Annotated in this window: 20 protein-coding genes and 3 pseudogenes; 8 read left to right on the forward strand and 15 right to left on the reverse strand. The window is 38.0% G+C overall.

Annotated elements, in window-relative coordinates; genetic code table 11:
* Positions 1-297: 297 nt before the first annotated feature.
* Complete coding sequence (locus ACFXN8_RS08035; protein WP_376075012.1) at positions 298-1,671, reverse strand: HD domain-containing protein; 1,374 nt, start codon at positions 1,669-1,671, stop codon at positions 298-300.
* A 379-nt stretch (positions 1,672-2,050) separates the two neighbouring features.
* Entirely contained in the window at positions 2,051-2,275 is a 225-nt protein-coding gene (locus ACFXN8_RS08040; protein WP_049667962.1) for a YuzB family protein, read from the reverse strand.
* Between the two features lie 248 nt (positions 2,276-2,523).
* Here ACFXN8_RS08040 and ACFXN8_RS08045 point away from each other — a divergent pair, with 248 nt between their 5' ends.
* Positions 2,524-3,168 carry an RsfA family transcriptional regulator gene (locus tag ACFXN8_RS08045; RefSeq protein WP_376075017.1) on the forward strand — a complete coding sequence of 215 codons (645 nt, stop codon included), beginning with the start codon at positions 2,524-2,526 and terminating at the stop codon, positions 3,166-3,168.
* Positions 3,169-3,229: 61 nt separating this feature from the next.
* Here the strand turns inward: ACFXN8_RS08045 and ACFXN8_RS08050 are convergent, their stop codons facing one another.
* From ACFXN8_RS08050 to ACFXN8_RS08060, 3 genes and pseudogenes are all read right to left on the reverse strand, one after another.
* Positions 3,230-3,928: a lipoate--protein ligase family protein gene (locus tag ACFXN8_RS08050; RefSeq protein ID WP_386844184.1), complete on the reverse strand. Its 699-nt coding sequence runs from the start codon at positions 3,926-3,928 to the stop codon at positions 3,230-3,232.
* Between the two features lie 190 nt (positions 3,929-4,118).
* Positions 4,119-4,494: pseudogene (locus ACFXN8_RS08055) on the reverse strand (RNA-guided endonuclease InsQ/TnpB family protein); the annotation flags it as partial.
* Between the two features lie 624 nt (positions 4,495-5,118).
* A pseudogene (locus ACFXN8_RS08060) lies at positions 5,119-5,271 on the reverse strand (octanoyltransferase); the annotation flags it as partial.
* 157 nt (positions 5,272-5,428) lie between these two features.
* Between ACFXN8_RS08060 and hemQ the strand changes: the two are divergent.
* A complete protein-coding gene (hemQ, locus tag ACFXN8_RS08065) occupies positions 5,429-6,178 on the forward strand; it encodes a hydrogen peroxide-dependent heme synthase (protein ID WP_376075021.1) in 750 nt (249 codons plus the stop codon).
* Between the two features lie 54 nt (positions 6,179-6,232).
* Here hemQ and ACFXN8_RS08070 read toward each other — a convergent pair whose 3' ends face one another.
* Positions 6,233-6,415, reverse strand: coding sequence for a hypothetical protein (locus ACFXN8_RS08070; RefSeq protein ID WP_370048164.1), 183 nt, complete (start codon positions 6,413-6,415; stop codon positions 6,233-6,235).
* A gap of 793 nt (positions 6,416-7,208) precedes the next feature.
* Here ACFXN8_RS08070 and ACFXN8_RS08075 point away from each other — a divergent pair.
* Positions 7,209-7,591, forward strand: a pseudogene (locus tag ACFXN8_RS08075) (cell wall hydrolase).
* A 21-nt stretch (positions 7,592-7,612) separates the two neighbouring features.
* Positions 7,613-7,954, forward strand: coding sequence for a spore coat protein GerQ (gene gerQ / locus ACFXN8_RS08080; protein WP_082172840.1), 342 nt, complete (start codon positions 7,613-7,615; stop codon positions 7,952-7,954).
* Between the two features lie 14 nt (positions 7,955-7,968).
* Here the strand turns inward: gerQ and ACFXN8_RS08085 are convergent, their stop codons facing one another.
* The 6 genes from ACFXN8_RS08085 to ACFXN8_RS08110 form a co-directional block, all read right to left on the reverse strand.
* Complete coding sequence (locus ACFXN8_RS08085) at positions 7,969-8,175, reverse strand: hypothetical protein (RefSeq protein ID WP_386844187.1); 207 nt, start codon at positions 8,173-8,175, stop codon at positions 7,969-7,971.
* A 53-nt stretch (positions 8,176-8,228) separates the two neighbouring features.
* Positions 8,229-9,407 carry a M20 family metallopeptidase gene (locus ACFXN8_RS08090; protein ID WP_386844189.1) on the reverse strand — a complete coding sequence of 393 codons (1,179 nt, stop codon included), beginning with the start codon at positions 9,405-9,407 and terminating at the stop codon, positions 8,229-8,231.
* A gap of 417 nt (positions 9,408-9,824) precedes the next feature.
* On the reverse strand, positions 9,825-10,205 hold the full coding sequence (locus tag ACFXN8_RS08095) for a DUF423 domain-containing protein (RefSeq protein WP_249075208.1): 381 nt from the start codon (positions 10,203-10,205) through the stop codon (positions 9,825-9,827).
* Positions 10,206-10,231: 26 nt separating this feature from the next.
* Positions 10,232-10,498 carry a YwdI family protein gene (locus ACFXN8_RS08100; protein ID WP_386844192.1) on the reverse strand — a complete coding sequence of 89 codons (267 nt, stop codon included), beginning with the start codon at positions 10,496-10,498 and terminating at the stop codon, positions 10,232-10,234.
* Positions 10,495-10,674, reverse strand: a complete 180-nt coding sequence (locus ACFXN8_RS08105) for a uracil-DNA glycosylase (protein ID WP_068985233.1) — start codon at positions 10,672-10,674, stop codon at positions 10,495-10,497. Before ACFXN8_RS08105 ends, ACFXN8_RS08100 begins: the two co-directional genes overlap by 4 nt.
* A gap of 237 nt (positions 10,675-10,911) precedes the next feature.
* Complete coding sequence (locus ACFXN8_RS08110) at positions 10,912-11,589, reverse strand: uracil-DNA glycosylase (RefSeq protein WP_376075025.1); 678 nt, start codon at positions 11,587-11,589, stop codon at positions 10,912-10,914.
* 182 nt (positions 11,590-11,771) lie between these two features.
* On the opposite strand from ACFXN8_RS08110, the gene thiD reads away from it, so the two are divergent.
* On the forward strand, positions 11,772-12,602 hold the full coding sequence (gene thiD, locus ACFXN8_RS08115) for a bifunctional hydroxymethylpyrimidine kinase/phosphomethylpyrimidine kinase (protein WP_386844194.1): 831 nt from the start codon (positions 11,772-11,774) through the stop codon (positions 12,600-12,602).
* A 63-nt stretch (positions 12,603-12,665) separates the two neighbouring features.
* Here the strand turns inward: thiD and ACFXN8_RS08120 are convergent, their stop codons facing one another.
* Positions 12,666-13,184, reverse strand: coding sequence for an acyl-CoA thioesterase (locus tag ACFXN8_RS08120; protein ID WP_386844196.1), 519 nt, complete (start codon positions 13,182-13,184; stop codon positions 12,666-12,668).
* A 195-nt stretch (positions 13,185-13,379) separates the two neighbouring features.
* Between ACFXN8_RS08120 and ACFXN8_RS08125 the strand changes: the two genes are divergently transcribed.
* Complete coding sequence (locus ACFXN8_RS08125; RefSeq protein WP_376075029.1) at positions 13,380-13,706, forward strand: hypothetical protein; 327 nt, start codon at positions 13,380-13,382, stop codon at positions 13,704-13,706.
* A 553-nt stretch (positions 13,707-14,259) separates the two neighbouring features.
* Here the strand turns inward: ACFXN8_RS08125 and ACFXN8_RS08130 are convergent.
* Positions 14,260-14,601, reverse strand: a complete 342-nt coding sequence (locus tag ACFXN8_RS08130) for a DUF779 domain-containing protein (protein WP_376075031.1) — start codon at positions 14,599-14,601, stop codon at positions 14,260-14,262.
* 21 nt (positions 14,602-14,622) lie between these two features.
* Positions 14,623-16,143 carry an acetaldehyde dehydrogenase ExaC gene (exaC, locus tag ACFXN8_RS08135; RefSeq protein WP_328007773.1) on the reverse strand — a complete coding sequence of 507 codons (1,521 nt, stop codon included), beginning with the start codon at positions 16,141-16,143 and terminating at the stop codon, positions 14,623-14,625.
* A 279-nt stretch (positions 16,144-16,422) separates the two neighbouring features.
* Between exaC and ACFXN8_RS08140 the strand changes: the two genes are divergently transcribed.
* Both ACFXN8_RS08140 and bshB2 read left to right on the forward strand, forming a co-directional pair.
* Positions 16,423-16,773, forward strand: coding sequence for a YojF family protein (locus tag ACFXN8_RS08140; RefSeq protein ID WP_053484519.1), 351 nt, complete (start codon positions 16,423-16,425; stop codon positions 16,771-16,773).
* 13 nt (positions 16,774-16,786) lie between these two features.
* On the forward strand, positions 16,787-17,476 hold the full coding sequence (bshB2, locus tag ACFXN8_RS08145) for a bacillithiol biosynthesis deacetylase BshB2 (protein ID WP_376075033.1): 690 nt from the start codon (positions 16,787-16,789) through the stop codon (positions 17,474-17,476).
* Positions 17,477-17,658 lie beyond the last annotated feature (182 nt).

Below are 17,658 nucleotides of genomic sequence, written 5' to 3' on the forward strand. Positions count from 1 at the left end.
AGAATATATCCATAGTACTTTGGTGACACCTTTAATAATAGGTCTCACCCCCATTAGGGTTTAAGCCTCATTATAAAGGAGTATACTAAACAAATTCTAAACAATCCCGGACTTTCTATTTATAAAATTCTAAAAATTTCTATATAGTTTCCACTTTTTTCATCTTTATACAACGACAAAAAAACAGCGAAAATAACTCAAATAGAGTACTTTCGCTGTTTTTCACTATTGGTATGTTGGAATACTATTTATTCCACTTTATTTAATATACACATTTTTATACATAAAAATTTTTTATTAATTTTTTCCCTGTGCTTGAATCAAGGCTAATATTTGTTTCTTCACAGCAGTATGGGTACTGTTGTCCTCTAGGAAATCTAGCGGGAAATACACTTTATGATCTCGCTTCATGCGGCCGGAAATAGAATCAACAATAATAGATTCACGTGAAAGCTCTCGTAGCTCTCCATTTTTCATTTCTAAGAAAATAGGAACACGGACTTCTTCTTCTCCTGGTCGATAAAAGTCATAAGGTAAATCTGCTGTCGTATCGTGGACAAGGTAATATTCTGGATTTAAATCAGCTTGCTTGAAGAGCTCTTGTAATTTTTGATATTTATCTAGCTCTACACCTGGATCTAAATCGATGTACTGAAATAGCTTTCGATTGACAAAGCGGCGGCTTAAGTCACTTAATATAGCATCTTCTTCTTGCATCCAAAGCTGAAAATATGTAAAAAGAATACTCTCATCTAATGCAAGATAATCCTCAAGCGTAATGGAGTTGCGGAAAAATGCTAAAAAGTGTGTGGGCTCGTGCTTAAATTTATAGCCTGCCAAGCTTAGTTGCTTAGCTCGTTTTAAAATATTATTTAATACAACCTCTGCACTGCGAGATACTGGGTGGAAATAAATTTGTAAGTACATTTGATAGCGGCTCATTATATAATCCTCTACCGCATGCATCCCCGTCGCCTTGATAACGACCTGATTTTTTCGTGGACGCATTACTCTTAAAATACGCTCCATATCAAAATGACCATAGCTTACACCAGTGAAATAAGCATCGCGCTGTAGGTAATCCATACGATCAGCGTCGATTTGACTTGATATTAAACTAACGACCTGCTTATTCGGATATGTTTTTTCAATGACCTGTGATACTTTCTCTGGAAAATCAGCCGATACTTTTTTTAATACGGCATTCACTTCTGTATCACCGAGCAAAATTTGTCTTGTATAAAATTCATGATCGAGCTCAAAAACATTTTCAAAGGCATGTGAAAATGGCCCATGCCCTAAATCGTGTAATAGGGCTGCACAAAGCACAAGCAGGCGTTCATCTTCATCCCATTCCGGACGACCTGCAAATATATCATCTACTATGCGGCGTACAATTTCGTAAACGCCAAGTGAGTGACTAAAGCGGCTATGCTCTGCTCCGTGGAATACTAAAAATGTTGTACCGAGCTGGCGAATTCGACGTAGTCGCTGAAATTCTTTCGTGCCAACTAGATCCCAAATTACTTGATCCCGTACATGCACATAGCGATGCACTGGATCCTTGAATACTTTTTCCTCTTGTAATTTAGCTTTTGCATAATGTGTCAATTGTACAGCACCCCCGTTTCCTATTTGTTCTATTATATGCGATAAATACAGGACTAGCATACATATTACCTTTTAATTATAGAGACTATCAACCTAACTCACTGTATTCTCGACTTATTTTAGGTTTCTATTGACCTAATTTCCAAGTGATGAGGCGATTTGAACGTGAACCTTCCGCCGCTTCGATGGTTCTTTCCGTCTCTTTGGCTCTTCTTTCCGTCACTTCGTCGATTCTTTTCCGTCGGTTCGCCTCTTCTATCCGTCGCCTGCATGGCTTTCCGTCGCCCTGGCTCTTCTTTCCGTCACTTCGATAGTTCTTTCCGTCGCTTCGTCGATTCTTTCCGTCGTTCTAACTCTTCTTTCCGTCGATATTAAAAATCCATACAAAAAAAACAAAAACTATCTCCAACTAGACTAGTGAAGATAGCGTTTTGTTTATTTATTTCTTTAACTTTGCTAAAACCTTTTCCATTAGTTCTTCTTCCGTTAATGCAGCAACAGGACGGCTATTTACAAAGGTAAATGTTTTTTTACGTCCTGGGCCGCAATAGGAATGACAGCCAATTTCGATGGTTGCATCAGGATCGATTTCCTTTAATTTTGGAATTAACGTTTTTAAGTTAACGGCCTGACATTCATCGCAAACTTTAAATTCGTTTGCCATTTTGTCAACAACCCTTTCTATATAGTATTTTTTTAATCAAAAAATCAAAAATTCGTCTCTATTGAACGTATGACTTTCACATAGTTAAGTATGTAGCATACGTACAAACCTACATCGGGTATTGTATCGCATTTTTCCCCTTGTATTCAAGCATAATAATTCCTTCCACATAGATGAATAAAAGGTTAAAAGATTGGTCATGCTAGTTGTAAATAAAAAGTTCCAAATAAAGGTGGGAGGATTTTAATATGAGTAAAGTCAGACAAGATGCTTGGTTAGAAGAAAATGATGAATTATTAGCAGAGGCGGTTATTCGTCATGTGACGGAAGGTAGTACACAGTTAAATGCCTTTGAAGAAGCTGGTGATGCTTTAAATCGTACTGCTGCTGCATGTGGTTTTCGTTGGAATGCTGTTGTTCGCAAAGAATACGAGGAACAATTATCAGAAGCCAAAAAAGAAAGAAAAGAAAGAATGCGAGTGTTAGGAGCTCCAGCAAGACGCCGTGCTTCTAGTATGTTTACAGTCAATAGTAGCGCCGCAGAGGGTAAATCAATTCCTCTATCTGCATTAAATCTTGATATTGTCATAGCCTATTTACTACGTTTACAACACTCTGGTGAAATAGGTAATGAGTCTACAAAATGGAGACAACTAGTACACGTAACATCTGAGAAAAATAAAAAACTAGAGAAAACCATTACACAGCTAGAAGAAGAAAATAGAGCTATTCGAAAAGATTACGAACAATTTGTACAAATTATGAACCGTGCTAGACGACTAGTAACACTAGATGAAGAGGATGAACGAATTGCACCTGTTTTCAAAATGGAGAAAAACGGAAATCTTGTTGTAAGTAGCCCTTTTCAAGAAAATGGCGATGCGCTTAATTAGCAGCATCGCTTTTTTTCTTTGAAACGATCTATCTCGCGTGGTACCCCTCACTGATTATGCTTCACTTCGGTTCAAGCATTTTCGTATTCCGTTCTAAAATACGTTGTAAATAAAACGCATATAGCGTTATTTCTTCATCATGAAAAGATTCAACTCGAATTTCTTCTGCCATATTGTGAAGAAGTTGCTGTAAACGAATAATTACAGCTTCCACTGTTAATGATGCGTCTATAAGTTCAGATAATGACGCCATCACATCAGGGACAATAGTAGGATACGTAAATTTTGTTTCCTCACCTTTTAGACTTACCGCATAAAAGTCACGAATGAGTGCTGCTCGTTCTGAGCCGCTTCCTTCAATACATAAATAAATTTGCACTGCTACCCCTTGACGTAAGCGTCTCTGAGAAATACCAGCAAATTTCTTTCCTTTAATACTTAAATCATAGGAACCTGGACAATAAGAGCCTACAATTTCATAGGCTTCAATTTGATCCGCTACTTCTGGGAACAAGCTTTTTACTAAAGCTACCATTACATCATAACCATCATTAATACTAAGCGCTTCCGTTTGTTCAGATAAAACAATAGAAATATTCAGTACACCTTCATCAAGCACAACTGCTAATCCGCCTGAATTGCGTACAATAGGATGATAGCCATGTGCTTTGAGCAAGTCCATACCGTGCTGCACATATGGTAAACGGTGATCCTGAATACCGAGCACAACAGATGCATCATGTACCGATACGAAAAACATATACATTTCTTAAAAAATGTAAACATCTCTACTGTGACACAACCTATATCTTATGACTTTCGTTTTGTGTCTTCCTTATTCTCCGAGTCTGGTTTCGCCGAAGCTACTGCCATTTAGTATGACTCTCCAAAGGCTTAAATTCCGCAGTATCGTTGCGTACACATCTAAGGATTAGTTTCAGTTAAATTCCTTAGATTGAATAATTTGCTAAGTTAATGATTGCGTTCAAATCTCTATCCAGCTTTAATCCGCAAGAGCAGATAAATAATCTGTCTTTCAGTCTCAAATCGGATTTGATTTGTCCACAAGAAGAACAAGTTTTTGATGATGGAAACCATCTGTCGGCTTCAACAAATTCAATTCCATACTTTTCACATTTATATTGAATTTGTCGTTTAAATTCATAGCCCGGCTACCGCCTTCGCCAGATGTTTATTTTTCATCAACCCTTTTACATTTAAATGTTCCATTACAATACGAGATGGCTTGGTTTTCACAATCTCATTAGAACACTGATGTAAATGGTTTGTTCGGATGTCGTTAAGTCGCTTATAAAAATTACGAATTACAGCGTTTAGCAAATTTTCCAATGGACATTCATTCCATGTGCACTACCTCTCTTTCGCTATGATAAAATCACTTTACCCTATTTAGAGAGGTTGTTAACATTTTTAAAATTTGTATCTATTTTTCTTGTTCACACGAAGGCGCAACCCTTCATGCAGTCTTTCTCTCACAAGTAGACCTCTTATGCTTTCACATAAGCGCAGACTATATCTTCATCTTATCTTCTGATAAGAGCCACATTTTTCTTCCGCCATTCGCTTGCGGTTTTACTCTCCCTCAAGGAGATAGTCGTTGAACGTCTTCCTTGTCTCATTAGAGATTTAGGAGTTCGCTGCTAAACATCCATTGCAAAAGCACTTAGCGCTACCGTTTTCCGTTGTCACGATGATCCTTTACGGACACTGAGTAATTTTTTTCAGCTTATGCCATCCTTGTTGTTTTTTCTGCTTTCGCACCGTTACGTCTGCCGTTTTCAGCTCCGCTTTGGTCACAAGGCTTTAGGAGTTAAAAGCAATTAACGTGGAGTTCGCACCAATCGCTTGATACGAAGGGTATTCTGTTATAAATCTATGCTTCTATACAGATTTGTATAGTTTTGTCTAAATTTATCGTAACAGTTTAGTTACCCATGTACGAATAGTTGGTGGAGAGTCTAATTGCCCAACTAGCTGACATAAAGTATCGTCTGTTGCAAAGGATTCAAGTGGCGATCTTTGCTTCGCGCTAATGGATTGATCGTAAAAACGCCAAATCGGCTGTTGTAAAATACTTTTCATGATTGGAGCTCCTCTGTTTACATCTATTCTCTTTAGAATACATTATCTATGGAAGGTGTCAAATTCGTGAAATACAATCATGAACTTAGGGATTTTGTACAAACTATGATAAACTAAATTTCGAATGGTATTCACTTATAAAGGAGTGTTTTTAATAATGAATGAAGCAGCAATTACTTTAGATGGTTGGTACGCTTTACATGATTTTCGCTCAATCGACTGGGCTTCATGGAAACTAGTTTCTGCTGAGGAACGCCAAGCAGCAGTAGAAGAATTCATTGCCTATTTAGAAAAATTAAACGAAGCTGATATCGCTAAAACAGGTGCCCATGCATTTTACGCAATCGTTGGTCAAAAAGCTGACTTTATGATCATGACTTTACGTGAAACAATGGAGGAGCTACAAGAGCTTGAAGCTGAATTCAATAAATTAGCGATTGCTGATTTTACAATTCCTACATATTCATATGTATCTGTTGTAGAGCTTTCTAACTATTTAGCAGGTGATTCAGACGAAGACCCTTACCAAAATCCACATGTGCGTGCTCGTCTATATCCTGAACTTCCTCGTGCTAAGCATGTATGCTTCTATCCAATGGATAAGCGTCGTCAAGGCAATGATAATTGGTACATGCTTCCAATGGATGAGCGCAAATCTCTAATGCGTTCTCACGGTATGATTGGTCGTGGCTACGCTGGTAAAGTTAAACAAATTATTACTGGTTCTGTTGGCTTCGACGATCACGAATGGGGCGTAACACTATTCGCAGATGACGTACTACAATTCAAAAAATTAGTTTATGAAATGCGTTTTGATGAAGTTTCAGCTCGCTATGGTGAGTTCGGTGCATTCTTCGTTGGTAACCTTCTTGATCAAGAAAAACTTGTGACATTCTTAACTGTCTAATTTAAATTCCTGTAAATATAAAAATGCGAGTCCCTACAATCGGACTCGCATTTTTTAATATTCGTTTTCCTCGCTGTTCTCTGTTTCCAATATTAAAATAATTGTATGAATAAAAAAACCAGCTAGAATCATCAAGAAAACTAAATACCAATTATAAGGTTGGTGATAGTATTCTGCTATTCCAACGGCGATGAATGCACTTATGATAATTGCTACAAACGTACCAAAAATATGCATTATAACACTCCTTCATGCAAGCAAAAAAATAATTTCCAACTTTAGTATGTCACCGTTTATTTTTAATATACTTGCAAAACATCAGATTCCACCTACTCAATCAAAAAAATAAGAAAGTGTCACCCATTACGATGACACTTTCTTATTTTCATATGGCTGCACTGTGCCTCAAGACCTTTCATCCTTAACCTTCAAAATTAATATTATCGTATTAATGAAAAATCCTACTACGATTATTAATATAAAGAGATACCAATGGAGTGGCTGTCCGTAAAAACTCCCTACTAAAAATGCCAGCACAGCACTCAACAAAATACCTACCCAAACACCAATCTCCATACCTTATCACCTCACATGTATTCAATACACATGCAATTCCCTATCTCACGTTCCGATTATATTTTCTATTCTCTCTTTACCCATTTTATAAAAATTAGGCGTATCACCAAAGTTGGGGCTGAAATTTGTTAAAACGCATGCCATTTAATTGAGCGGAATCTAGGAGATATCTTGGGGATTAGCGTCACAGATAATATCTGGAGCGAACGTAGTAGATGATGGCTAAAGTTACACGGCCTATGCGAATCAACCCCACGTTATGGTCATGAATCAAATTTTTTTAAACCTGGCCCTCTTTTACAAACGACTCGTCATTACTAATATATGCTTAGCAATTTTAAATTGTGAATTTCTTTCATCGAAATTGAACATGTCTACAATACCATCATGCATATACTGTCTGCGAGGAGGAGTAAAAATCGCTGTTATAAAGACGAATGATGCACAAACAGCCATGCTAGCAAGGCTTATGCGCGCCGAGGCAGAAGGTGAAGGGAACTTAGGTAAGCTGATGGTCGGCAATGTTGGCGTCAATCGTGTACGAGCAGATTGTTTAGATTTTACGGACGTTCGTACAATTGAACAAATAGTTTATCAGCGTCCTGGGGGCTTTGAAGCGACAGTAAAAGGCTATTTTTATCAACGAGCACGTGATCAAGACCTCCGATTAGCAAGGAGAGTTATTCAAGGCGAAGATTCCATCCGGCGACTCGTTCGTTATGGTTTTTCAGATCTGAGGGAGATTGTCCAGCACAATGGTATGGTCAGTGGAACACGGGAAGATTCAAAGCACATTGCTTCTTCTCGCCAACCGAAGAAGATTGTTCTCAAATCTAAAAGAAAGAAGGTTGATAACTTATGATGCCTTATTATTGGACACCGACAACGCAACAACAAATGCCTCCACAGGTAATGCCTCCACAGACGACTGGAGCACGACCACCTGGACGGGAGCAATCGTATATTGAAAATATTTTTCGTTTGAATCGCGGAAAGCCTGGTACTTTCCATTTTTCCTTCGAGCATGCGGTTGAGCCAGGAAAAAACACGAAAATAGTGCGAGGCGTTGTAGAAGCTGCTGGCCGAGACCATGTTATTTTACGTGAACTCAAATCAAATCATCGTTTCCTATTCCCAATGATTTACTTTGATTTTGCTGAATATGATGAAGAAATGGCTTATTTTAACCAAAATCCATAATTGAAATGAGCTATTCATAAGTTCGTATTTTTTTCTAAATTCCACTCCTCAATAGCAAGGAGGATCAGAGCAAAAGGGTACTCCTTCGCTACGTTTTGCTCATACTTCGTTGCAATACAAGTTTCGTTTTGGCTCCCAATTGGGTCTGATTGTCCGCAAATGTCCTTCGTATAAAATGAGTAATATACGTGGATATTTACTGTTGGATCAAAAATTGGCATGGTAGGATACCTCCTAGCATGCCAATTTTTATTGAAAGCCCTAAGAGAGCTTATTATTGATTTTCCTGTAAAAATTGCAATGTTGCTTTCCCTAAAGTTTTAGCAGCAATCAACATTGCACGCTCATCAAAATCAAAGCGTGCATGATGATGAGGATATGCTACTTCCCACTCTGGCTTTTTAGCACCCGTGAAGAAAAATGTACCTGGTACATTCTCTAAATAATACGCAAAATCCTCACCAATCATAAATGGTGGGCACGTTATAATATTTTCTACTCCTGGTATATTAGCTGCCAGTTGTGCAATAAATTCTGTTTCTTTCACGTGGTTGTAAACAGGTGGATAGCCCCTTGTATAACGATACTCATAGCTTGCACCAAAGGCCAAACAAGTGGCATTTAAAACGGCTTCAAGCTCTTGCTCCATTTGTTTGCGTACCGGCTCCTCAAAAGTTCGGACTGTTCCAGCTAACACTACTCGTTCTGCAATAACATTAAAAGGGTTAATGGCCTCAAAATGACCAATTGTTAAAACAGCTGATTTTAATGGATCAATGCGGCGAGATATAACCTGCTGCGCATTGACTACAAACTGCGACGCAAGTGTAACAGCATCAATAGAATGATGCGGCTCCGCACCGTGACCACCTTTACCTTGAATCGTAATTTCCACCTTATCCGCGGCAGCCATAATTGCCCCATCTCTCACCAATATATCGCCCAATGGTGTAGGGGCCCATAAATGTGTACCGAAAATAACATCTACCCCGTCTAGACAGCCATCTTCAATCATAGGTTTTGCTCCACCTGGCGCCATTTCTTCTGCATGCTGATGAATAAAAACTACATTACCTGCAATGTCATCCTTCATTGCATGCAGTGCTTTAGCAAGCCCTAGTAATGTTGCAGTATGACCATCATGTCCACATGCATGCATTTTACCATCTACTTTTGACTTATAAGGAATGTCATTTTCCTCCTGAATGGCTAGTGCATCAAAATCAGCACGTAATGCCACTGTTTTACCCGGCTTCCCTCCACGTAAAGTTGCAACAACACCACGTTCACCTACATGCTCACGAACCTCATGTCCTAACGCTCGATGAAAAGCAGCTACATACGCTGGTGTTTCCACTTCCTCAAAGGATAATTCCGGATATTCATGTAGATGACGACGAATCGCTACCATTTCATCATAGTTATGATCTAGTAAAGTAAAAAGCTTCTCCATATTACAAAACCCCACTTCCCATTTGTCGAACTTATTTGATAACTATAGTGTACTATAAATCCTTACAAAAACAATAGGAATTAAAACTACCATTCTATAGAAATTATATTGTTGATTAGGAAAAAATAGGTTTATTATTGAGCGATAAAAAGATTTTTTTATTGCTATTTTGCTAATATATTCTCATTTCAACTGATTGTAGCGTAGGGCTACTCGAGTGTTTCTGTCGCTTCGCTTTCGTCGCAGGGCAAAGCTTCCCCCGGGAAAGCGAGTAGCCCGTAGCGGAAATCAGCGCCTTTTAATAAATCAGAGTGGATAAAAATGGCTAATCCACATACATGTTTGTACTAAACAAAAACTCCCTCACACATAGTGCAAAGGAGTAACTTTGTAGGAATATCTATATTCAACTGAATTTTATCGAGCATGTTTAAGCGCAGCTACTATAATTAAAACCCAGCCAGCTAAAAATAGAACACCACCAATTGGTGTAATAGCACCTAGAACTTTAACGCCGCTGATTGCCAGTACATATAAGCTTCCTGAAAAGAAGACAATACCTAGGTTGAAAAAGATTCCAGCCAAATTTAACTGCTTGACCTCACCTAGTAGTTTGGAGCTCATCAATATACCAATAATAAGGATAGCCGTAGCTTGAAACATCTGGTACTGCACAGCTGTTTCCCAAATCCCGCGACTATAATCGTCTAGAACTTCTTTTAAAGCATGTGCACCGAATGCACCCAGTGCCACTGCTAAAAAGCCGTGAAGTGCACCTGTCACGATAAATTTTTTCATATCATTTACCCTACCTTTAATCATGATTAAAAGTCAAAAATTGAATCACCATTCGCTCCGTCTTCTTCTTCAATTTTTGCTGTATATAAACTTGTTTGCTTCGGCTCTGACACTAGCATTTGTGGCAAATGTTTTGACTGTGCTTTAGAAATGCCGTCAGATGCGTCTAATACCACATCGCATAATGCTCGGATTGCTGTTAAGGCTTCACGAATTTGTTGTTCGTTTCCAGCATTTTTGACACCAGATAATTGTTTTTCTAGTTGTTGAATAACGGCTTGATAAGGAATCATTGCATTCTCCCACTTTCTGCTTTTGGCACAAACTTTAGACAGTCCGTGCCAGAGGATTGTTTAACGACAACGGATGGTATTTGCTTCGTTTTAAAGCCATATGCTACACAGGCCCGCGGCGTTTGTGGGTCCCATGTTACTTTGAAATATTGACATTTGAAACAATTTACCTTCATCGTTGTTCCTCACTTTCTTCTATTATAAACTGTAACATGAAATTATAAGTGTATCAATTTCGCCTTGGCGTAATTGCGTCCGGATTTTGAATTGTGCCAGCACAATTCAAAATCCGTGACATCCGCCGGAGGCTTATCTTCATTCAGGTAACCATCCTCAGAGGTAGGAGTCTATTATAGTTGATGCTTCACTTTTGCTACAAAACATTTGAATGAAGATATATGATTTGTGCCAATCTAAGCTAGAGACCAATCAATTGGTTGCTCTCCCCATTCCACTAACTGTGCATTGATCTTCGAATATGGTTTACTGCCAAAAAAACCTCGATAAGCACTAAGTGGACTTGGATGAGGTGCTTCTAAAATTAAATGTGGCGTTGAGTATTTACGAATTAATTGTTTTTTTCGTTGTGCTGGTTTACCCCAAAGCACAAAAATAATTGGTTTATCTCTTGATGCTAATTTATCGATGACAGCATCCGTAAATTGCTCCCATCCTTGTTCTTTATGGGAGTTCGCCTGACCTGCTCGAACAGTTAATACAGTGTTCAATAACATTACACCCTGCTGTGCCCATTTTGTTAATGTTCCGTTCTGAGGGCTTGGACAGCCAAGATCATCCTGTAATTCCTTTAGCATATTTCGTAGGCTTGGTGGATGTGGGATTCCCGGCATGACTGAAAAGCTTAATCCATGTGCTTGGTTTGGTCCATGATACGGATCCTGACCTAAAATTACGACCTTTACGTCATGATAAGCCGTCATATAAAATGCATTCATTATGTCATTTATCGGGGGATAAATTGTTTGTGCTGCATATTCATCTGCTACAAATTGACGTAGCTTTGTATAGTATGTTTTTTCTATTTCTTCTACAAGTATTTCTTGCCAATCATTCGGGAATGCTTGTTTCATCGTAATATAAGCCCCTTTCTCTTCTTACAACGGTACAAAAAAATAATGTTGAATTCAAGCATCAGAAAAAGAAGTTAAACTGACCTTGTGAAAATATATAATTCTGACTATTTTTATACACCCAGAATAAGACTATACTAGATGATAATTTTAAAATTCCATCTATAAAGGAGATCTTCCACATGGTTCTTAAAAAAACTTTAACGATTGCTGGTTCAGATACATCAGGCGGCGCAGGTATGCAAGCCGACCTTAAAACATTTCAAGAGCACGGCACATATGGCATGGTGGCATTAACAGTTGTCGTAACAATGGATCCAAACGGTTGGACTCATAACGTAACGCCATTACCGACAGAGCTTTTGCAAAAACAAATCGATACGGCTCTTTCAACAGGCATTGACGCTATAAAAACCGGTATGCTATCAACTGAAGAAATTATTCGTATCGCAGGTGATGCTATTGCAAAATCTGGTACGGCAAATGTTGTTATTGATCCTGTAATGGTATGTAAAGGAGAAGATGAAGTTTTGAACCCTGGTAACACAGATGCAATGATTCAACATCTTTTACCTTTAGCCGCAGTTACAACACCTAACCTGTTTGAGGCCGGGCAATTAGCCGGAACTGGCACACCAAGAACAATCGAGGAAATGAAAACAACAGCTCGTAAAATCCACGAACTTGGTGCCAAAGCTGTTGTGATTAAAGGTGGAAAAGCATTAGCTACTGAAAAAGCGACTGACTTATTCTTCGACGGTGAAAAATTCTACTTATTAGAATCTGAAAAAGTCGCTTCTACTTATAACCATGGGGCAGGCTGCACATTTGCTGCTTCAGTAACAGCAAACTTGGCAAACGGTCTTTCAGTAAAAGAGGCTGTAATTGAAGCAAAAGAATTCGTTTCAGCTGCAATCGCTCACGGTTGGGCATTAAATGACTATGTAGGACCAGTTATGCACGGTGCTAAATCTCGTTTCGGCGCACCACAAGTAACAGTGACAGAAATTTAAAAACGAAAAGGGCATCTGTATAGTTATCAGATGCCTTTTGTAGTTCTCCATCATTTCCGGCCGTCAATCCCATGGATCGTTCATCGAAATGAATTGGGCCATTGCCTTACTTTCCTTTTTGCGCTCTGCACGCGCTTTTGCTCGTACAGCTGCGGTTTCATGTAGCTTTGTCTCCTCTACTGTTTCCGGAATGACAGATGGCACTGGCGTTGGTTTATTATTTTCATCTAATGCAACAAAGGTTAATAATGCTGTTGCCGCTACCTTGCGTTCGCCCGTTTTCAAATTCTCAGAAATGACCTTTACGAAAACTTCCATTGAAGATGTCCCTGTCCACGTTACATAAGATTCGAAATATACCGAATCAGTCGGGCGTATTGGATGCAAGAAGTCTACAGAATCCGTTGAGGCTGTCACGCAATCCCTACGACTATGCTTTGCAGCAGAAATGGAAGCTACTTGATCGATGTCACTCATTAATCGGCCGCCAAACAGTGTATTATGATTGTTAATATCATTCGGAAAAACGCGACTTGTACGCATAACTTTTGATTCTTTACAATATTTAAAGTCTTTATTCACATCTATCCCCCCTAAAAACAACTGTTTATTTCTACTATATTGCTTTATTTTCCCATAAAAATCAATTTTATTATCAGAAAATTAAGAATTTTTATTTTAAAGCAAAAGAATCATTCCTTCTAATGGAAAACGCTTAGGACAAGATACGCTACTACTTCATATGCCATATATTAGCTGTATATGGGAGGGAGAAAAATGAAAAGACGTAATCAACAAAACATAAATGATGATCCACCTAATCTAGGCGGTCAAGAAGCAGGTCTCCTAGGTGAAGACATAGGTATCCAAGGTGGAAATGTAACCTCTACCAAAGTAGAATTAATATCTTCAATGGTTTTGACAATAGGGTATTCATTAGCAACCCTCTCCACCATTTTAGCATTGCAGGAAGAAGAGGCACAGGAACAAACAAGAACATCCGATGCGCAAAATCAAAGTGTACAATTTAGACAAATGCATAAACATCTATCACATCTCAACAATCGTCTAGATTCCATTGAACGAAAACTCAACCGATATTAACAAATACATACCCCCAAAAACCGTTAATTATAAAAAAGCCGCGATTCTCCGTCATAAAAGAGAATCGCGGTTTTTTACTATACTATGATAATGAGCTTTCCGTTTTCTTCCCTTGTCACAGCCATACATAAAATGTTAAAGGAACGTCATCTATTGTACCAAGATAGAATTCGTTATTACCTAGTTTAAAATTCCCTTCAACACTATGCGCTTTTTAACCGTCAATTAAGGAAGAAATCATGTCGCAGTATCTATTCGTTTGTGAAACCGCATACAATACAAAACGACACATTTTGTACAAAATTTCTTTCACACTCATTATATTGATATATTTCAATAATTTTTTCAAGAATATTGCTCGAAAAATCTTCATAGATTTAAAGATGCAATCAAATCTATTATGCCTCGGCATAATTGTTGCTGTCGCTTCGCTTTCGCACAGATAAACAATGCGTCCGGAATCGGTTTTGTGCTTAGGCCGACACGATGTCAGTCATTTCGGTAATGCCACAGGATGTGGCGTTTTTAGACTGAATCCCTCTATAATTACTTCTTAGTACTCTTCTGTTGTGAATACTCTAGAGTTCGTAATGAAATGCATATTTTCAACACTATCTAAAGAAAAACTTGCACCTCTGCCCTCAATCGCATGAATAATCAATTGCGTATGCTTAAAATATTCATATTGCGCTCTATGAATGTAAAAAGGAACGTCACCTATTGTACCAAGATAGATATCGTTTTCACCAATTTTAAAATCTCCTTCTACATAACACATCGGCGCTGAGCCATCACAGCAACCCCCAGATTGATAAAACATGATAGCGCCATGCTGACTCTTAATTAGCTCTATCAAATTTAAAGCCTCTTTTGTTGCAATCACTCGTTCTACCATGTTGTTATTCATCCTTTGGTATTAGAAAAATCCTTGTGCTTCTTTTTTGTAGCTCACTAAAAGACATTTAGTTTGTTGGTAGTGATCTAACATCATTGCGTGGTTTTCACGACCGATACCTGAAAGTTTGAATCCACCAAATGCAGCACCCGCTGGATATTGATGATAAGTGTTTGTCCACACACGACCAGCTTGAATAGCTCGACCTGCACGGTAAGCGATGTCTCCAGAACGTGACCAAACACCAGCACCTAAACCATATTCTGTATCATTTGCAATTTCCATTGCTTCATCAAAATCTTTGAATGTAGTCACGCCAAGCACTGGGCCAAAGATTTCTTCTTGGAAGATTCGCATTTTATTATGACCTTTGAAAACTGTTGGTTTAATGTAGTTACCTCCTGCAAGGTCGCCTTCAAGAATATTTTCTTCTCCACCTATTAAGCACTCAGCACCTTCTTCTTTACCAAGTTTTAGGTAAGAAAGGATTTTTTGTTTTTGTTCATTAGAAGCTTGAGCACCCATCATGACTTCTGTATCTAATGGATTACCAATTTTAATAGCTTTTACGCGCTCTAATGCAAGTTCAATGAATTTATCGTAAATGGATTCTTGAACAAGTGCACGTGAAGGACAAGTACAAATTTCACCTGAGTTTAATGCGAACATCACAAAGCCTTCAATTGCTTTATTTAAATATTCATCATCTGAAGCCATTACGTCCTCAAAGAATACGTTTGGTGATTTACCACCTAACTCTAACGTCACAGGAATAATATTTTCAGTTGCATATTGCATAATTTGGCGACCAACAGCTGTTGAACCTGTAAAAGCAATTTTTGCAATTCGTTTGTTCGTTGCAAGTGGTTTACCAACTTCAACACCAAAGCCGTTTACAATGTTAAGTACGCCTTTTGGTAGGATGTCTTGAATTGTTTCAATTAACACTAATAATGAAACTGGTGTTTGCTCAGCTGGTTTCATCACGATACAGTTACCTGCTGCAAGTGCAGGAGCAATTTTCCAAGCAGCCATTAAAATTGGGAAGTTCCAAGGAATGATTTGGCCAACTACACCTAGTGGCTCTTGGAAGTGATATGCAACAGTGTCGTTATCTAATTGTGTTGTACGCCCTTCTTGTGCACGGATGACACCTGCAAAATAACGGAAGTGATCAATTGCTAAAGGAATATCTGCGTTTAAAGTTTCGCGAACTGCTTTACCATTATCCCATGTTTCTGCAACAGCAATCATTTCTAAGTTTTCTTCAATACGATCTGCGATTTTATTTAAAATAGATGCACGCTCAGTTGCGCTTGTTTTACCCCATGCATCTTTTGCTGCGTGTGCTGCATCAAGAGCAAGCTCAATATCTTCAACTGTTGAACGAGCTGCTTTTGTGAAAACTTGACCTGTTACAGGTGTTTTATTTTCAAAGTATTGACCTTTTACTGGAGGAACCCATTCGCCACCGATAAAGTTATCATATTTTTCTTTGAAATTTACTACTGCGCCCGGAGTATTAGGATTTGCATAAATCATAGTATCAATCTCCCCATATTTTATTTATGAAACCGCATACAAATTATAACGACACAATTTATATTAATCTGTTTCATGTGTCCTATATTGATACATCAGAATAGTTTTTTCAAGTAATTAACCCTATATAAATAGTGAATAATAATTATTTTAAAATAAAGAAATTTCTGTATTTATAAGTGACGTTTATTATTAGGTTGGCAACAAAAGCCTTTCAATTTCCCTTTGTCATCTTTTTTGACTATACTTAAAATAGAAATAATCGAGAGGAGTGTTAAGATGCAAGAAGTACAAGTAAAGACGTTACAGGAATTATTGAATTCTTTCGCCAACAAAGACGTTTATATCCATCTTGAGACGACGAACGGTTCTTATGCAGCACACTTTGATGAGAAATTTTTTAATGCAGGTGCTTTTATTCGTAATGCTAAAATCAACTATGAACTTGCTAAAGTGGTAGATGATTCACCCCATCGTGTTGGCTTAAAAATGGCACATGGCTGGGTTTATGCGCAAGGCATCACACATTTTGAATTAGATGATTTAGGCCGTTTATTAATGGCTGGACTAGACTACTCAGGTAAATTGGCGATTGCACTTGAAATTAGCGAAACGCCATTTACTTACTAAGGGGGACGACTTTTTGAATTTACAACCGCAACGTCATATTTTAATTGTTTACCCTCACCCAGATGATGAGGCTTTTTCAGTTGCTGGAACAATTGCCTACTATACAAAGAAAATGAATACACCTGTTACATATGCCTGTTTAACTTTAGGCGAGATGGGGCGTAATTTAGGAAATCCACCTTTTGCAACACGTGAATCCTTACCAGAAATTCGACGTAAGGAGCTTATTGCAGCAGCAGATGCTATGGGAATACAAGATTTACGTATGCTTGGTTTCCGTGATAAAACGATTGAATTTGAAGACGATGAAAAAATGGTAAAGCTTGTTGAAGGTTTAATAGAAGAGTTAATGCCTTCTCTTATCATTACATTCTTACCAGGTTTCGCAGTTCATCCTGACCATGAGGCAACTGCACGTGCTGTAGTAGAAGCTGTTCGTCGTATGCCAAAAGCCGCACGCCCACAAGTGTTAGGCTGTGCCTTTGCAAATGATACCATTGAAAAAAATGGAGAGCCACATGTTGTCGTCAATATAAGTGAAATGAAGACGGATAAAATTAATGCCTTACAAGCACACGCATCCCAAACTGCTTGGATGATGCAAGAAACAGAAAAACGTATTGATGACGGTGAGCCAATGAGCGAAAGCTGGCTTAATATTGAAAAGTTCTATATTGTGAATCCTGATCAGTATGTAAAATAAGAAGCTATAGTTTCTTTACTAACAATAAAGCGGTTCTGTTCTCTTTCTAAATAGAGAACAGAACCGCTTTTATTTTAATCGACCATCAATTTTTTTAATAAAATAATAATGAAATTTATATCAAATATAAAAAATAAAACAAAAAAAAAAAAAAAAATTTGTATGTTTAAAACAAAAAATCT

It is taken from the genome of Lysinibacillus sp. NPDC059133, assembly GCF_042755925.1.
Lineage (GTDB): Bacteria > Bacillota > Bacilli > Bacillales_A > Planococcaceae > Lysinibacillus.

Bases quoted from the DNA above. Each gene is read 5' to 3' on its own strand.
- ACFXN8_RS08070 (WP_370048164.1), bottom strand. From the start codon at position 6,415: ATGCATATTTTTGGTACGTTTGTAGCAATTATCATAAGTGCATTCATC.
- hemQ (WP_376075021.1), top strand. From the start codon at position 5,429: ATGAATGAAGCAGCAATTACTTTAGATGGTTGGTACGCTTTACATGAT.
- ACFXN8_RS08090 (WP_386844189.1), bottom strand. From the start codon at position 9,407: ATGGAGAAGCTTTTTACTTTACTAGATCATAACTATGATGAAATGGTA.
- gerQ (WP_082172840.1), top strand. From the start codon at position 7,613: ATGATGCCTTATTATTGGACACCGACAACGCAACAACAAATGCCTCCA.
- ACFXN8_RS08035 (WP_376075012.1), bottom strand. From the start codon at position 1,671: ATGCTAGTCCTGTATTTATCGCATATAATAGAACAAATAGGAAACGGG.
- ACFXN8_RS08050 (WP_386844184.1), bottom strand. From the start codon at position 3,928: ATGTTTTTCGTATCGGTACATGATGCATCTGTTGTGCTCGGTATTCAG.
- ACFXN8_RS08125 (WP_376075029.1), top strand. From the start codon at position 13,380: ATGAAAAGACGTAATCAACAAAACATAAATGATGATCCACCTAATCTA.
- ACFXN8_RS08140 (WP_053484519.1), top strand. From the start codon at position 16,423: ATGCAAGAAGTACAAGTAAAGACGTTACAGGAATTATTGAATTCTTTC.
- ACFXN8_RS08095 (WP_249075208.1), bottom strand. From the start codon at position 10,205: ATGAAAAAATTTATCGTGACAGGTGCACTTCACGGCTTTTTAGCAGTG.
- thiD (WP_386844194.1), top strand. From the start codon at position 11,772: ATGGTTCTTAAAAAAACTTTAACGATTGCTGGTTCAGATACATCAGGC.
- ACFXN8_RS08045 (WP_376075017.1), top strand. From the start codon at position 2,524: ATGAGTAAAGTCAGACAAGATGCTTGGTTAGAAGAAAATGATGAATTA.
- ACFXN8_RS08130 (WP_376075031.1), bottom strand. From the start codon at position 14,601: ATGGTAGAACGAGTGATTGCAACAAAAGAGGCTTTAAATTTGATAGAG.
- ACFXN8_RS08110 (WP_376075025.1), bottom strand. From the start codon at position 11,589: ATGAAACAAGCATTCCCGAATGATTGGCAAGAAATACTTGTAGAAGAA.
- ACFXN8_RS08040 (WP_049667962.1), bottom strand. From the start codon at position 2,275: ATGGCAAACGAATTTAAAGTTTGCGATGAATGTCAGGCCGTTAACTTA.
- ACFXN8_RS08105 (WP_068985233.1), bottom strand. From the start codon at position 10,674: ATGAAGGTAAATTGTTTCAAATGTCAATATTTCAAAGTAACATGGGAC.
- ACFXN8_RS08100 (WP_386844192.1), bottom strand. From the start codon at position 10,498: ATGATTCCTTATCAAGCCGTTATTCAACAACTAGAAAAACAATTATCT.
- exaC (WP_328007773.1), bottom strand. From the start codon at position 16,143: ATGATTTATGCAAATCCTAATACTCCGGGCGCAGTAGTAAATTTCAAA.
- ACFXN8_RS08085 (WP_386844187.1), bottom strand. From the start codon at position 8,175: ATGCCAATTTTTGATCCAACAGTAAATATCCACGTATATTACTCATTT.